Raw genomic sequence first — 14,930 nt, forward strand, 5'->3', positions numbered from 1 at the left:
GATCCGTTACCCGCAACGCGGCGGTTCAGCACCGCCTGAACCATACAATGATCTGCATGACAGACGAGCCCACCAGCGACGCCGACGTTGACGCAGCCATCGAGGCGCTTGAACACCAACTGAGCATGCTCTGGCGCCGCGCCCGGTCCAACTCCTACAAGGTTGCCCGGCGGGTTCACCCCGAGATGGAGCCGGCGGCCTACGGCCTGCTGGTGATCCTGCAGCAGGAGGGCTCGATGCGCCTGACCGACATCGCAGCGAGCGTCGGCGTGGGCAAACCGTCGGTCAGCCGGCAGATCGCGATGCTCGAGCAGCTCGGGCTCGTGCACAAGGAGGCCGACCCGCTCGACGGCCGGGCACAGGCCATCTCGTTGACCCCGGCGGGCATCCACCAACTCGTCACGGCCCAGACCGCCCGGAAGCAGGCCTTCCACGAGCTGATGGAGGACTGGGACGTCAAGGACCTCACCCGCCTTGGCGACCTCATCGCGCAGCTCAACTCCACCTACACGAAGGACAACTGGTAGGCCCGTCCCACCGGCCCTAACCGGGCAACCAACCCACCCGGCCATCGGGGCGCCGTCCAGGCATGCGCGCCACCGGGATCCAAGCGTGCGTCCGGGCGGGCCAACCTGGCCATTAACGGCGGAAGGCCCGCCGAAGCGGGCCTTACGCGGCTCAAAGGGGGAAGCGCACCCTACCGGTTGGTGGCTGCAAGACCCCTGCGAAAACCGTCGGAGAGATCATCGGAGATGTTGTCTTCAAACTCTCGTGAGAACTCGTGTGGGATTGTGTCGGGTACTGAAACGCCTTCAGCCTCCGCGAGTCGGTCGCTGACCTCCCGCAGCATCAAGGACAGTGGTACGTCCAGTGCGCTGCAGATTGATGAGAGGAGTTCAGATGACGCTTCCTTCTGGCCACGCTCCACTTCACTAAGGTAACCAAGGGATACCCTCGCACTGTGGGACACTTCACGCAGTGTACGGCCCTGGCGCTGGCGGACGTCGCGCAGGACGTCCCCGATCTCATGGCGTAAAACTACCATTTTGCGCTCCTTAGGCTTGAGTTGTGCGTCATCCGCCAACCCCACATCACGCCAACGGACGACGCCGTTTACGGATACGGGTTGTCTTGCCATCTGTATCGCCTTGCTCCCTCATAGATGCAGCCCCGCCCTAAGGTTGGGGTTGCGTAATTATGACTGGCCCGAGCTGGTTAAGCTTGAGTCGTCAACCTTACCAAGGCTGACTGTATAGGTAACTAGTGTGTCGGCGCTTTTGTTCCCCCGTGAAGCGCCTGCCCGAGCAGCGCCAGCGCCGCGGTCCTCGCCTGAAGCCGCACCTCGGCCCGGTCCCCCTCGAAGCTGAACTGCCGCACAAGGGTTCCGCCGGCTGTCGCGGCCGCGACGAAAACGGTGCCCACAGGCTGTCCGTCGTGCGCATCGGGACCGGCGACGCCGGTCGTCGAAACACCGATGTCGGCCCCCATCAGCGCGCGGACCCCCTCGGCCATGCCGGCCGCAACGGCGGCGTCGACCGAGCCCTTTTCCTCAAGGAGGGCGCCGCTGACGCCCAGCACGTCGCGCTTCACCTCGTTGGCGTAGGCGACGACGCCGCCGCGCAGCATGCCCGAGGCTCCCGGCACCTCCGCCAGTGATGCGGACACCGATCCCGCCGTGAGAGATTCCGCGGTGGCCACGGTGAGTCCGGCGCCCAGGGCGCCGGCGACGACGTCCTGCGGTGTCACTGGCGCGCCGTGCCCCGCGCCGACGCGCGCAGGCGCACCGCCTGAAGCACGTAGTCGACGCCCGTGACGACGGTGATGACGACCGCCGCCGCCATGACCGCCGCGGCGAGCCACCAGGCCCACGCCCCGAGGGTGCTGGCCAAAGGAAGGAGGAACAGCAGGATCGCCGCAGTCTGCACGACGGTCTTGAGCTTGCCTCCCCGCGAGGCCGGCATGACGCCGTAGCGGATGACCGCAAAGCGGAGCACCGTGATGCCAAGCTCCCTCACGAGGATCACAATGGTGACCCACCACCACAGCTCCCCGAGGATCGAGAGCATCACCAGGGCCGACCCGATGAGCAGTTTGTCGGCGATGGGATCGGCGATCTTGCCGAAGTCGGTGATCAGCCCGCGGCTGCGTGCGAGGTCTCCGTCGAGCTTGTCGGTGTAGATGGCGACAGCGAAAACCGCGACCGCGGCCCAGCGGAAGGCTCCGCCCTCGCTGTTGTCGGCGGCGAGGAACCAGATGAAGAACGGCACCAGCAGGATCCGGACAACGGTCAGGATGTTGGCGATGTTCAGAACAGGAACGTGCTTTGCTGGAGTGTTCATCACGCGATAAGGCTACCTGCCTGTGAGGCTCCAGGCGTCTTCGCCTTCGTCATCATCGGCGCCCTCGGAGCCGTCGTAATACTCGACCGCCTGCGTCCGTGCCGCGAGGTCGTCGGCAACCAGGTCGATCGGCTCGCGGACCGCCGGAGGCGCCGGATCGGCCGCGGCCGGCGACGCCGCCACCTCGTCGCCGCGCATTGCCGCGAGGACGGGTGCGAGGTCGTCGGGCTTGACGAGCACGTCGCGGGCTTTTGAGCCCTCCGAGGGGCCCACGACGCCGCGGGATTCGAGCAGGTCCATGAGCCGGCCGGCCTTGGCGAAGCCGACCCGCAGCTTGCGCTGGAGCATCGAGGTCGACCCGAACTGGGTCGTCACGACGAGCTCGGTGGCCTGCAGCAGCACCTCGAGGTCATCTCCGATGTCGTCGTCGATCTGCTTCTTCGGCGCCTCGACGGCGACATCTTCGCGGTACACCGCCCCGAGCTGGCCCTTGACGTGCTCAACTACGCGGTGGATCTCGGATTCGGTCACCCAGGCGCCCTGGACGCGCATCGGCTTTGAGGCCCCCATGGGCAGGAACAGGGCGTCGCCCTGGCCGATGAGCTTCTCGGCGCCGGGCTGGTCGAGCACGACGCGGGAGTCGGTGACCGAGGAGGTCGCAAACGCCATCCGGGACGGCACGTTGGCCTTGATCAGGCCGGTGACGACGTCGACCGAGGGGCGCTGGGTCGCAAGGACGAGGTGGATGCCCGCGGCGCGGGCGAGCTGGGTGATGCGCACGATCGAGTCTTCGACGTCGCGCGGGGCGACCATCATCAGGTCGGCGAGCTCGTCGACGATCACGAGCAGGTACGGGTAGGGGCGCACTACGCGCTTTGAGCCTTCGGGCGGAACGACCTTGCCGTTGCGCACGGCCTTGTTGAAGTCGTCGATGTGCTTGAACCCGTAGTTGGCCAGGTCGTCGTAGCGGGTGTCCATCTCCCGCACCACCCACTGAAGGGCCTCGGCGGCCTTCTTCGGGTTGGTGATGATCGGGGTGATCAGGTGCGGCACGCCTTCGTAGGCGGTGAGCTCCACGCGCTTTGGATCGACCATGACCATGCGCACCTCGTCGGGGGTGGCCCGCATCAGGATCGAGGTGATCATCGAGTTCACGAACGAGGACTTGCCGGCGCCGGTGGCGCCCGCGACGAGCAGGTGCGGCATCTTGGCGAGGTTCGCGACGACGAAGCCGCCCTCGACGTCCTTGCCCACGCCCATCACCATCGGGTGTTCGGTCTTGCGGGCGTTGCCCGAACGCAGCACGTCGCCCAGGGAGACGGTCTCGCGGTCGGTGTTGGGAATCTCGATGCCGATCGCGGACTTGCCGGGGATCGGCGAGAGGATGCGCACGTCGGAGCTCGCGACGGCGTAGGAGATGTTCTTCGACAGCGCGGTGACCCGCTCGACCTTCGTGCCGGAGGCGAGTTCGATCTCGTACCGGGTGACCGTCGGGCCGCGGGAGAAACCGGTGACCTTGGCGTCGACGTTGAACTGCTCGAGGGTGTGAGTCAGGGCAGCGACGACGGCATCGTTGGCCTCCGAGCGCTCCTTGGGAGGGGTTCCCGCCGGAAGGTAGTCCGACGGCGGAAGGGTGTACGCGACATCCCCGGCCAGCTGCAGCTGCTCGGTGCGCTGCGGGATCGGCGAGGGCGGGGTCTGCGGCTGGACGGGGGTGGAGGGCACGATGAGCGCCTTGGCGGCCGGGACGACGTCGATCGCCTCGGTTGCCGGCTCGGCCGGCTCGGCGACGCCGATGCCCTGGGCGCGCTTGATCTTGTCGGCTGCGAGTTCCTGCTGGGTGGGGCGGCGCACGCCCGCCGGGATCTGCTGCTCGGCCTCGCGGGCCTTGCGCTCCTCGTCCTCGATGAGGGCGCGTTCGAACGCCTCGTCGCCGACGTAGCCCTCGGAGTCGGCGTCGGCGGCCTGCTCTTCGCCGCGGTCCTTGCCCAGGAGGCGCTTTTTCCGTTTCGGCGGGTTCTTTGCCGCGGTCGAGCCGTGCGCTTCGTAGAGGTAGCTCTGGTCGTGGCCGTCCCGGTCGGCCGCCTCGCGGTCGATGAGGTCCTGTCCCATGAGGTGCTCGTAGAGCGAGCGGAGCCTCGCCGGGATATGGCGGAACGGTGTGGCCGAGATGATGAGCAGGCTCAGGAACACGGCGAAGCCCAGGATCGCCCCGACGGGCCAGGGGGTGAGCACGGCGCTGAGCGGTCCGGCGACAAGGAAGCCGACCACTCCCCCGGCGCGCCAGAGCTGCTCGAGCCCGGCGGCGAGGTCCGGCTGGCCACCCACGAGGTGTGCGATGCCGGATCCGGCGAACAGCGCGAGCAGCAGGCCGATGGCGATCCGGTTGTTGGCCCGCGGTACTTCGGGGTAGCGGAAGAGCCGCACGGCTCCGGTGCCGAGCATGAACGGCACGAGCAGGGCCATCCAGCCGAAGGTTCCGCCGGCGACGGCGTGGATGACGTCGGCGATAGGTCCCTTCAGTGCCCACCACTCGACGGCGGCGACGGCGACGGCGAGCAGCAGGAGGAAGAATCCGGTGCCGTCCCGGCGCAGTTCGCGGTCAGGATGAACGTCGTGGCCGAACTTCCGCACGCCCGCGGCCGTCATCCGGGCGATCCCCATCCAGGCTCCGCGCACCGCGCGCACGGGCAGCGGAGGCCGCTCCTCGGCCTGCACCGGAATCACCTTGGTGCTTTGCGTTTTGGCGCTGGAGGAGCCCCGGCCCGAGGTTGAGCGGGCAGCAGGGGCGTTCTTGCCGCGCGACTGCTGCGGGCCCCGAGGGGCAGGGGAAGTACGAGTCGCCATACCGCTACGGTACCGGACTTGCCCGTCCTTTACCGGGATCCACGCACTGCGCAGCAACGGTCGTCGGCCGCCGGACGGCTGCCGGGACCGGCTCCGGGAGACCGGTCAGGCCTCCAGGACGACCGGGATGATCATTGGCCTGCGGCGGTACCTGCGGTTCACCCACGAGCCGATCACCCGGCGCACCACCTGCTGGAGCTGGTAGGTCGTGTGATCTTTGTTACTGCGCACCGCTTCTTCGAGGGCGGCGTTGAGCTTGCCGGTGATTTCGTCGAAGACCGAGTCGTCCTCGGCGAACCCGCGGGCGTGGATGTCGGGGCCCGAGACGATCTTTCCCGTCGTACGGTTCACGACGGCGACGATGGAGATGAAGCCCTCCTCGCCAAGGATCCGGCGGTCCTTGAGGTCGGAGTCGGTGATCTCGCCGATGCTTGAGCCGTCGACGTAGACGTAGCCGCATTCGACGGCTCCGACGAGCCGGGCCTTACCGTCGGCGAGGTCGATCACCGAGCCGTCGTCGGCGAGGAACACGTTGTCGGCCGGCACGCCGGTCTGCATGGCGAGGTTGCCGTTGGCGATCAGGTGCCGTGTCTCCCCGTGGACGGGCATCACGTTGCGCGGCTTGAGGATGTTGTAGCAGTACAGCAGTTCACCGGCAGCCGCGTGGCCCGAGACGTGGACCTTCGCGTTGCCCTTGTGGACGACGTCGGCCCCGAGCTTGAGCAGGCCGTTGATGACCCGGAAGACGGCGTTTTCATTGCCCGGGATGAGCGACGACGCCAGGATCACCGTGTCTCCGGAGCCGACGGTGATGCGGTGGTCGCCGTTGGCCATGCGCGACAACGCCGCCATCGGCTCTCCCTGGGATCCGGTGGACATCAGCACCACCCGATCGTCCGGGAGGTCGTCGACGTTCTTGATGTCGACGAGGATGCCTTCGGGCACCTTCAGGTACCCGAGCTTCGCGGCGATCCCCATGTTGCGCACCATCGACCGCCCGGCGAAACAGACGAAGCGCCCGTGCGCGGAGGCGGCGTCGAGGACCTGCTGGACGCGGTGGACGTGCGAGGAGAAGGAGGCGACGATGATGCGCTTGCGCACGTTGGAGAAGAGGTGCTCGAGGACCGGGCCGATCTCGCGCTCGGCGGTGGTGAACCCCGGAACGTCGGCGTTCGTCGAGTCGACGAGGAACAGGTCGACGCCCTCCTCCCCGAGGCGGGAGAACGCGCGCAGGTCGGTGATGCGTCCGTCGAGGGGCAGTTGGTCCATCTTGAAGTCGCCGGTGTGAAGCACGTTTCCGGCCTCGGTGCGCAGGAACACGGCCAGCGCGTCGGGGATCGAATGGTTGACTGCAACGAACTCGCACTCGAAGGGCCCGAACTGTTCGATCTGGCCCTCGGAGACCGTGAGGGTGTAGGGGCGGATCCGGTGTTCCTGGAGTTTCGCCTCGAGCAGGGCCAGCGTGAGCTGGGAGCCGATGAGCGGGATGTCCGCCTTGAGCCGGAGCAGGTAGGGCACCGCGCCGATGTGGTCCTCGTGGCCGTGGGTGAGCACCAGTCCGACGACGTCGTCGAGGCGGTCCTCGATGTAGGAGAAGTCGGGGAGGATGAGGTCGACGCCCGGCTGGTGTTCCTCGGGAAACAGGACGCCGCAGTCAACGATCAGCAGCTTGCCGTCGATCTCGAACACCGTCATGTTCCTGCCGATCTCCCCGAGTCCCCCGAGGGGAACGACGCGGAGGGTGCCCGGGGCGAGCGGCGGCGGAGCAAGGGTGGTGAGGACCGATTCGCTCATGCGTGCGACCTTTCGGCGTGCCTGGCGGCCGGTGCCCGGCTGAAGTCCCAGCCGGCTTCGGCGAGGTCGGTGAGCACCGGCTCCATTTCGACGGCCGTTGGCTCGACGAGGGGAAGCCGGACGGCGGTGTTGGCGAGGGCCCCCTGCAGATGGAGGATCTGCTTGGCCGACACGGCGCCGGGGATGTGGGTCATGACGGCCCGGATGACCGGGTCGAGTTCGAAGTGGATGCGCCGGGCGGTTGCAAAGTCCCCGGCCGCTGCGGCATCGACAAGGGCGCGGAACGCCGCCGTTGCCACGTGGGCGCTCACGCTCACCACGCCCACGGCGCCGGCGGCCATCCAGGGCAGGGTCAGTCCGTCGTCGCCGGAGTAGACGGCGAGGTCGGTGTTCGCCAGGACCCGTGTGATCTCGCCGAAGTCGGCCTTCGCGTCCTTGAGTGCCCGGATGTTCGGGTGGTCCCCGAGCCGGATCATCGTCTCGGTGGCGATGGGGATGGCCGAGCGCCCGGGAATGTCATAGACCATGATGGGCAGCTCGGTGGCGTCGGCGACCGCGGCGAAGTGGGCGAGGACGCCGGCCTGTGTGGGCTTGTTGTAATACGGGGTCACAACCAGTTGGGCGTCGGCGCCGGCGCGGACGGCCCGGTGCGCCATTTCCACCGAATGGGAGGTGTGGTTGGTGCCGGTGCCGGCGATGACCTTGGCCCGGCCGCCCAGCGCCTGTGCGACGACCCGGAACAGGTCCTCCTTCTCGGAGTCCTCGAGGGTTGAGGTTTCGCCGGTGGTGCCGGAGACTACAAGTCCGTCACACCCGTCATCGACGAGGCGCGAGGCAAGGGCGGCAGCGCCGTCGAGGTCGACCGCCCCCTCCGCCGTGAACGGGGTGACCATCGCGGTGATCAAAGTGCCGAACAGGGAACTGCGGGGCGGGGATTCAAGCATACGTAAAACGTTACCCGCTTCCGCCCGGTAACGCCCCAGCCCCGCCCGAGACGGCTGCCGACCACGGGCCTTCCGGGCAAGAATCGGTGCCGGGGCTGTGAGACGATCGAGTCATGGTGTCTTCCAAGGCCTCACGGCGGCTGACCGGTATCGACGCGGCCCGCGGAGTTGCCCTGTTTGGCATGATGAGCACCCACGTTTTCCCCCTTTACCTTCCCGGGACCGCCGAACCCTCCTGGGTGGGGCTGCTTTTCACGGGCCGGTCCTCGGCTCTGTTCGCCGTCGTTGCGGGAATCGGCCTGGCCCTGCTGACCGGAGGGAAGGCGCAGCACCGCGGGTCGGTCCTGTCAGGCGACAGGCGCGGAATTGCCGTGCGCGCCGTCATCATCGCCCTTGTGGGCCTCGTCCTCGGCGGCCTCGAGACGAACATCGCCATCATCCTTTTCCACTACGGCGTGCTTTTCCTGCTCGCCCTGCCGTTCGTCGGGCTCGGAATGCGCGCGCTCGCCTACTGGGCGGCCGGCTGGCTCCTCCTCTCCCCAGTCGCCGCCTACCTGCTGCGCGTATCGATCCACGGCGCGGTGGCCCCACCCTCGCTCGGCGCCAACCCCGTGTGGGAACACTTCCTCGAGCCACGGACACTCATCGCCGACGTCCTTGTCACCGGGTACTATCCGGCGCTGCAGTGGCTGAGCTACCTGCTGATCGGCCTTGCCATCGGCAGGATGAACCTGGCACGGCTTCCGGTGCAGCTGGGTCTGATCATCGGCGGTGTGGCCGCGGCTGTCGCGGCGGCTGCGGCAAGCGCGCAGTTGCTGGGACCCGGCGGCGGGCTGGCGGAGCTGCAGCGGACCCCCGAGGGCGCCCGTTACCCTCTCGAGTCGATGCTCCGGGTCGGGTTCGGCGGGCTGGACCAGATCGGTTCCTGGTGGTGGCTCGCCGTCAACGCTCCGCACTCGGGGAGCACCTTCGACCTCGTCGGAACCTCCGGAACGGCGGCGGCGGCGGTGGGCCTGTGCCTGCTGCTCACCCGGCGGCGTCCGTTCCTGCTCCTGCCCTTGTCGGCCGCTGGGGCGATGACCCTCACCCTCTATTCCCTGCATGTCTGCATCATGAGCTGGACGGATCTGCAGACGCCGCGGCCCGACCCGGTCCTGGTGTTCTGGATCCAGGCCGCCGCGTTCGTGGCGCTTGGGCTGCTGTTCCACCGGATCAACGCGCGCGGGCCGCTTGAGCTGCTCACTTCCGGGGCATCACAGGCCGTCCGCAGCGGCCCCTATCCCTCAGCCCGTCCCGGCCGGGCCGCCTGAGCCGGTTCGCCTGAGCCCGGCCGCCGGAGCCCGGCTGGGCGAAGGGCAAGCCCGGACGTGCCTGACCTTGACCGCCTGAGCGGGCTTCCCCTGTTGAACCCGGGGCTGTCAGCCGCCGGTGGGGCGGAACAGCTTGGCGGCGTCGCGCATCGCCTTGCGTGCCCGCTTCCTGTCCCCGGCGGCGTCGTACGCGCACGAAAGCCGGAACCAGCTGCGCCAGTCATCGGGGGCGTTTTCCGCCTCAGCCTGGAAAGCGGGGAACCGCTCGTCGGCGGCGGAGCGGACGATGCGGCCGGCCGGGGTGCGCGGAAGGTCATCGACCGGCAGGCCGCCCTCCTTCTCGAGGATCCTCGCCATGCGCTGGGTCTGCGCCCCGAACTGCAGCTCCCTCAGAAGCGCCCACGCGCCGATGAACGGGAGGGCGATGTAGCCGACGCCGAGCGCCTTCGCCACCGGTTCGGGGTCGGTCAGCAGGAGCACCCCGCGCTGCAGTGCCACGACCAGCCACAGGGCAAGGAGCAGCGTGACAAGCACGACCCCGATCTTCACGCGGTGTTCGCGGAGTGCGTTGAGCATTGGTGCGGTTCCTTCTCTCAAACCGAAAGGTTCAGGTAGCCCTCGAGGCCGACGGTCAGCCCGGGGTGGTCTGCGACGCTCCGGATGCCGACGAGGATCCCGGGCATGAACGAGCCCCGGTCGAAGGAGTCGTGCCGGATGGTGAGCTGTTCCCCCGGTCCGCCCAGCAGGACCTCCTGGTGGGCCGTCAGCCCGCGCAGGCGCACCGAATGGACCGGCACGCCGTCGACGTCGGCTCCCCGGGCTCCGGGCATCGCGCTCGTTGTGGCATCGGGGGCCGGGGGGACTCCCGCAGCCGCGCGCGCCGCGCTGATGAGCTGGGCGGTGCGGACGGCGGTGCCGGAGGGCGCGTCCACCTTGTCGGGGTGGTGGAGTTCGACGATCTCCACTGACTCGAAGTACCGTGCGGCGCTCGCGGCGAAGGCGGTGGCGAGCACCGCGCCCAGAGCGAAGTTCGGGGCGATCAGCACACCGGTGGACGGCGACCGCTCGAGCAGCCCGGCGAGCCGGTCGAGCCGCTCCGGGGTCCAGCCCGTCGTCCCGACGACGGCGTGGAGCCCGTGCTCCACCGCGAAGGCCGTGTTGTCGAAGGTCGCCTCGGGGATGGACAGGTCGACGACGATGCTGGCCCCCGCCGAGACAACGGTGTCGAGGGAGTCTCCCCTGCCGAGGGCCGCGACGAGGCGCATCCCCTCGGCGGCGGAGATGGCTTTCACGGCTTCGGAGCCCATGCGGCCCGTGGCGCCGAGTACGGCTACCGGCAGTTCCTGCGTCATGGGTTCCAGCCTATGTCAGGCGCCCGCTCCGACCCATTCAACGGTGCCGTCGGCGAAGAACTGTTCCTTCCAGATCGGGACGCGCTCCTTCACCGCATCCACGAGGTCGGAGCAGGCGGCGAACGCCTCGCCGCGGTGGGCGGCGGCTACTGCCGCAACAAGCGCCTGGTCCCCGATCTCGAGCGGTCCGACGCGGTGGGCAACCCACAGGCGGACCTGCGGGTACTTCGCCGCGATGTCCGCCGCGACCTCCGCCAGGACGCGTTCGGCGCTTGGGTGCGCCGAGTAGCTCAGCGAGGTGACGTTCCGGCCGCCGTCCGAATCCCGCACGACGCCGCTGAATCCAACGACGGCGCCGCAGTGCGGGGAATCCACGGCCGCCAGGGCGTCTTCGGGCCGCAGCGGGGTGGGGCTGACGGCCGCGTTGAGTACTTCACCGGTGGTCATTGTGTCCTTCCAGCTGGGAGCAGATGTGGTCGAGCAGCGGAGCCAGCACGTCGAGGCCGTCCCTCACTCCCCCGGGGGAACCCGGCAGGTTGAGGATGAAGGTGCTCCCGGCCGTGCCGGCGAGCCCCCGGCTGAGCGCCGCTGTTGGAACCTTTTCGGCGCCGGCCCGACGGATAGCCTCGGCGATGCCGGGCAGCTGGCGGGTCAGGTACGGCGCGGTCTGTTCGGGGGTGGTGTCGTCGGGGCTGATCCCGGTGCCCCCGCTGGTGATCAGGACTGCGGGCCGGGATTCGAGGGCGGCACCGATTGCCGTGCCCACCGGGTCGCCGTCGGGCACCACGACGGAGTCGCAGATGGCGAACCCCCGCTCCGCCAGCCAGGTGGCGATGACGGGGGCGCACTCGTCCTCGTAGATGCCGGCGGCGGCTCGCGTTGAGGCGATGACGACGGCCGCGTTCCGCAGCGCGCTCATACGCTCCAGTCTCCGCTCTTTCCCCCGGATTTTGATAGCACTTTCGTCTCCCGGATCACCGCGTGGTGATCGACCGCCTTGATCATGTCGTAGAGGGTCAGTGCACCGATCGAGGCGGCGGTCAGGGCCTCCATCTCCACCCCGGTCACAGCGGTGGTCTTGACGAGGGCCGTCACCGTCACCGCGCGCTCGGAGGCCGTGAAGTCGACCGTTACCTTGCTGAGCGGCAGCGGATGGCACAGCGGGATCAGGGTCGAGGTCTGCTTGGCCGCCATGATTCCTGCGACGCGGGCGACGGCGAGGGCATCGCCCTTGGGCAGGGATCCGTCGGTGATCAGGGCGATGACCTCGGGGGTGGTTTCGAGGATCGCCTGTGCGCTCGCCTGCCGGGCGGTGACGGGTTTGGCCGTGACGTCGACCATGTGCGCGCTGCCGTCCTCCCGGACGTGGGACAGTGCTGCCGGTTCGCTGGGGTTCATCGTTCGCTGTCCTTCGTTGGGTGTCAGGGGCCTGGGTGTCAGGGGCCTGGGCGTTGGGGGCGGATTGGATCTACAGATTGGGGGTCTGCGGGTTGGGGGCCTGCACCGCGTCGATCAGCCAGATCCGCACCCGCTCCCCTGCCGCGGCCCGACCGGTGCCTTCGGGCAGGTGCACGAGCGCGTTGGATTCGGCAAGGGCGTGGACAAGGTGCGAGCCGGGTCCGCCGATCAGCTCCACGACGCCGTCGGCGTACCGCCCGCGCCGCACCTGGTGCTTGGTTTCGGGCGAGTCGGCGGCGGCGGCGAGCCTCGCCTCGAGCTCGACCCGCGGTGACGGGGCGCCGGTGAGGGCGGTCAGCGCCGGGCGAAGGAACATCTCGAATGAGACAAGGGCGCTGACCGGGTTCCCGGGGAACCCGAGGAAGGGCAGGCCGCCCACCGTGCCCAGCGCCTGCGGCCCGCCCGGCTGGAGCGCCACTGAGGTAAAGGTGACCCCGCTACCGCCGAGGGCCTGCTTGACCACCTCATAGGCACCCTTGCTGATACCACCGGAGGTGAGGATCAGGTGGGCGCCCGTGCCCGAGAGTCCGGCCAGCGCCTCCCGCAGCCGTACCGGGTCGTCCCCGACCACCTGGTGGCGGATGACGGCGGCACCGGCCTCCTGGAGCGCGGCCTCGAGCAGGGTGCTGTTGGCGTCGTAGATGCGCCCGGGGCCGAGGGGTTCACCGGGTGACGTCACCTCGTCGCCCGTTGAGAGAAGAAGCACAGTGAAGCGCGGGCGGACGGGAACGGTGGGGATTCCGCACGCGGCGAGAAGCCCCAGCTGGGCGGGGCCCAGCAGCGTCCCTGCGGCGAGGGCGAGGCCGCCGGCGGCGATGTCGCTGCCCCGGCGCCGGATGAAGCTGCCCGCCTCGGTGCCGCCGGGCAGCCCGACGGTGACGGGATCGGCTGCCGGCCTGCCGTCGGGGCGGAGGAACCGCGGCGGGTCGGCGAGCTCGATCGGCACGACGGCGCCGGCACCGGCGGGGATCATCGCCCCCGTCATGATTGGGGCCGCGGTGCCGGGTTCGAGCGCCGGGGGCGCGGTTCCTGCAGGGATGGGCGCACCGACCCTCAGGCGCAGCCGCCGGGCCTCCGGGTGGTCCGCCGGCGACGCGGCGAGGTCGGCGGAGTGGACCGCGTAGCCGTCCATCTGCGAGTTGTCGAAGGGCGGAAGACTCACCGGAGCGGCGACGTCGGCGGCGAGGACGCGGGAGCGCGCCGCCGCCAGCGGCAGCCGTTCCGCCGCATCGGTGCCGCCGTCATATCCGCTGCTCCCGCGGAGCAGCAGGGCAACAGCCTGCTGGTGCTCTGCCACGCTACGGTTCATTGCCTGCCTTTCGTACCCAACCCAACACCGTTTCAATATCACCGTTCCGGCTGCCTGCCTCAACCCTAGACTGCACCGCCCGGTCAGGCGCCCACCCGGCCGCGGTTCGCATGTTCGCCTGCGAGCTGATCGGGGGTGACCCCGGTGCCGTACGGCCAACATGTTCAAATACCTCCGATCTCATTGCCGGTCAAGCCGGGCGAATGCGGGGAATGGGCGTAACCTTCCACTATGGGAACCAACCTCGGAATGCCGGGTCCGGCTCCGTCGGGCGCAGGAGCCGGCCTCATCGACACGTTCGGCAGACGGGCCACCGACATGCGCCTCTCTCTGACCGACAAGTGCAATCTCCGGTGCACCTACTGCATGCCCGCCGGCGGCCTCGACTGGCTGCAGAAGGACGCGGTGCTCTCCCGCGCCGAAATCGTGCGGCTCGTGCGGATCGGCGTGACAATGCTTGGCATCCGGGAGCTTCGGCTCACCGGCGGGGAACCGCTCGTGAGGGCCGATCTGGTGCAGATCATCGAGGACCTCCGGGCCGAGCATCCCCAACTCCCCATCTCCCTGACGACCAACGGGCTGGGCCTAGACCGCAAGGCGGCCCAGCTCAAGGCGGCCGGCCTGACCCGGATCAACATCTCGCTTGACTCACTTCACGCCGAGACCTTCGCGCAGCTCACCCGCAGGCCTTTCCTGGACCGGGTGCTGCGCGGCATCGAAGCGGCCGCGGACGCCGGGCTCGGTCCGGTGAAGATCAATGCGGTGCTCATGCGCGGCATCAACGACGCCGAAGCGCCGGCGCTGCTGGAGTGGGCCGTGTCCCGGGGGTTCGAACTGCGGTTCATCGAACAGATGCCCCTTGACGCAGATCACGGGTGGACCAGGGAGGCCATGGTCACGGCGGCGGAGATGCGTTCGCTGCTTGAGCCGGCCTTCCTCCTGACCCCGCACCCCGCGAGCCGCGACGGGGCGCCCGCCGAGCGGTGGGAGGTGCGCAGGAAGTCCTCCCCCGAGGTCGTCGCCGGGTCAGTGGGAATCATCGCCTCCGTCACCGAGCCGTTCTGCTCGGACTGCCGCAGGACGCGGATCACCGCCGAAGGAAAGGTGATGAGCTGCCTGTTCTCACGGGAGGAAACCGACCTGCGGGCGCTGCTGCGCTCGGACAGTGACGACGCGGCAGTGGCGCGGCGCTGGCAGGAAGCGATGTGGGCCAAGCCGAAGGCGCACGGCATGGGCGCCACGGGGCTCGGGGCCGAAGGCTTCGTGCAGCCCGACCGCACCATGAGCGCGATCGGCGGCTGAATGCTGGTCCGCTACTTCGGTGCCGCGCAGGCCGCTGCCGGCACCGCCGAGGAACATCTTGAGTGCGACGGCGCCAGTTTCGAAGAGGTGCTCCGGGCCATCGCCGCCCGGCACCCCGACCCGGCTCCCCCATCAAACGGCGCACCGCCGATGACGCGGGTGCTTTCCCGCAGCAGCTTCCTGCTCAACGAGGTCTCCCTGCGCGACCGCACGCGGGTGCTGGGGCCGCAGGACGTCCTCGACGTGCTTCCGCCGTTCGCCGGCGGCTGACCCCG

The 14,930-nt window shown here is 69.1% G+C and carries 16 protein-coding genes; 4 read left to right on the forward strand and 12 right to left on the reverse strand.

Translation table 11 applies throughout. The annotated features are described in order from the left end of the window. Positions 1 to 56 precede the first annotated feature (56 nt). Positions 57 to 527: a MarR family winged helix-turn-helix transcriptional regulator gene (locus AC4D14_RS16565; RefSeq protein WP_490903765.1), complete on the forward strand. Its 471-nt coding sequence runs from the start codon at positions 57 to 59 to the stop codon at positions 525 to 527. Between the two features lie 170 nt (positions 528 to 697). On the opposite strand, the gene AC4D14_RS16570 is transcribed toward AC4D14_RS16565, so the two are convergent. The 6 genes from AC4D14_RS16570 to dapA all read right to left on the reverse strand — a co-directional run bounded on the left by AC4D14_RS16570 (position 698) and on the right by dapA (position 7,924). Further along, positions 698 to 1,138: a helix-turn-helix domain-containing protein gene (locus tag AC4D14_RS16570; protein WP_490903766.1), complete on the reverse strand. Its 441-nt coding sequence runs from the start codon at positions 1,136 to 1,138 to the stop codon at positions 698 to 700. Between the two features lie 122 nt (positions 1,139 to 1,260). Further along, on the reverse strand, positions 1,261 to 1,746 hold the full coding sequence (locus tag AC4D14_RS16575) for a CinA family protein (RefSeq protein ID WP_490903767.1): 486 nt from the start codon (positions 1,744 to 1,746) through the stop codon (positions 1,261 to 1,263). Then, entirely contained in the window at positions 1,743 to 2,339 is a 597-nt protein-coding gene (pgsA, locus tag AC4D14_RS16580; RefSeq protein WP_490903905.1) for a CDP-diacylglycerol--glycerol-3-phosphate 3-phosphatidyltransferase, read from the reverse strand. The genes AC4D14_RS16575 and pgsA overlap by 4 nt, the downstream gene beginning before the upstream one ends. 12 nt (positions 2,340 to 2,351) lie before the next feature. Further along, on the reverse strand, positions 2,352 to 5,186 hold the full coding sequence (locus AC4D14_RS16585; RefSeq protein ID WP_490903768.1) for an FtsK/SpoIIIE family DNA translocase: 2,835 nt from the start codon (positions 5,184 to 5,186) through the stop codon (positions 2,352 to 2,354). 105 nt (positions 5,187 to 5,291) lie between these two features. Continuing rightward, on the reverse strand, positions 5,292 to 6,980 hold the full coding sequence (locus tag AC4D14_RS16590; RefSeq protein WP_490903769.1) for a ribonuclease J: 1,689 nt from the start codon (positions 6,978 to 6,980) through the stop codon (positions 5,292 to 5,294). Next, a complete protein-coding gene (gene dapA, locus AC4D14_RS16595; protein WP_490903770.1) occupies positions 6,977 to 7,924 on the reverse strand; it encodes a 4-hydroxy-tetrahydrodipicolinate synthase in 948 nt (315 codons plus the stop codon). The genes AC4D14_RS16590 and dapA overlap by 4 nt, the downstream gene beginning before the upstream one ends. Before the next feature lie 113 nt (positions 7,925 to 8,037). On the opposite strand from dapA, the gene AC4D14_RS16600 reads away from it, so the two are divergent. After that, entirely contained in the window at positions 8,038 to 9,234 is a 1,197-nt protein-coding gene (locus tag AC4D14_RS16600) for a heparan-alpha-glucosaminide N-acetyltransferase domain-containing protein (protein ID WP_490903771.1), read from the forward strand. A gap of 108 nt (positions 9,235 to 9,342) precedes the next feature. Here the strand turns inward: AC4D14_RS16600 and AC4D14_RS16605 are convergent, their stop codons facing one another. The 6 genes from AC4D14_RS16605 to AC4D14_RS16630 form a co-directional block, all read right to left on the reverse strand. After that, entirely contained in the window at positions 9,343 to 9,810 is a 468-nt protein-coding gene (locus AC4D14_RS16605) for a hypothetical protein (protein WP_490903772.1), read from the reverse strand. A 17-nt stretch (positions 9,811 to 9,827) separates the two neighbouring features. After that, a complete protein-coding gene (dapB, locus tag AC4D14_RS16610; protein ID WP_490903773.1) occupies positions 9,828 to 10,586 on the reverse strand; it encodes a 4-hydroxy-tetrahydrodipicolinate reductase in 759 nt (252 codons plus the stop codon). A gap of 15 nt (positions 10,587 to 10,601) precedes the next feature. Further along, on the reverse strand, positions 10,602 to 11,033 hold the full coding sequence (locus AC4D14_RS16615; RefSeq protein ID WP_490903774.1) for a molybdenum cofactor biosynthesis protein MoaE: 432 nt from the start codon (positions 11,031 to 11,033) through the stop codon (positions 10,602 to 10,604). Then, entirely contained in the window at positions 11,020 to 11,505 is a 486-nt protein-coding gene (locus AC4D14_RS16620; protein WP_490903775.1) for a MogA/MoaB family molybdenum cofactor biosynthesis protein, read from the reverse strand. Before AC4D14_RS16620 ends, AC4D14_RS16615 begins: the two co-directional genes overlap by 14 nt. Further along, on the reverse strand, positions 11,502 to 11,984 hold the full coding sequence (gene moaC / locus AC4D14_RS16625) for a cyclic pyranopterin monophosphate synthase MoaC (protein WP_490903776.1): 483 nt from the start codon (positions 11,982 to 11,984) through the stop codon (positions 11,502 to 11,504). Before moaC ends, AC4D14_RS16620 begins: the two co-directional genes overlap by 4 nt. 70 nt (positions 11,985 to 12,054) lie before the next feature. Beyond that, positions 12,055 to 13,353 carry a molybdopterin molybdotransferase MoeA gene (locus AC4D14_RS16630; protein WP_490903777.1) on the reverse strand — a complete coding sequence of 433 codons (1,299 nt, stop codon included), beginning with the start codon at positions 13,351 to 13,353 and terminating at the stop codon, positions 12,055 to 12,057. A gap of 231 nt (positions 13,354 to 13,584) precedes the next feature. Here AC4D14_RS16630 and moaA point away from each other — a divergent pair, with 231 nt between their 5' ends. Next, positions 13,585 to 14,655: a GTP 3',8-cyclase MoaA gene (moaA, locus tag AC4D14_RS16635; protein ID WP_490903778.1), complete on the forward strand. Its 1,071-nt coding sequence runs from the start codon at positions 13,585 to 13,587 to the stop codon at positions 14,653 to 14,655. Continuing rightward, positions 14,656 to 14,925 carry a MoaD/ThiS family protein gene (locus AC4D14_RS16640; protein ID WP_490903779.1) on the forward strand — a complete coding sequence of 90 codons (270 nt, stop codon included), beginning with the start codon at positions 14,656 to 14,658 and terminating at the stop codon, positions 14,923 to 14,925. The last annotated feature ends 5 nt before the right edge of the window (positions 14,926 to 14,930 follow it).

The sequence above is a fragment of the Arthrobacter sp. TJ-254 genome, from assembly GCF_058269175.1.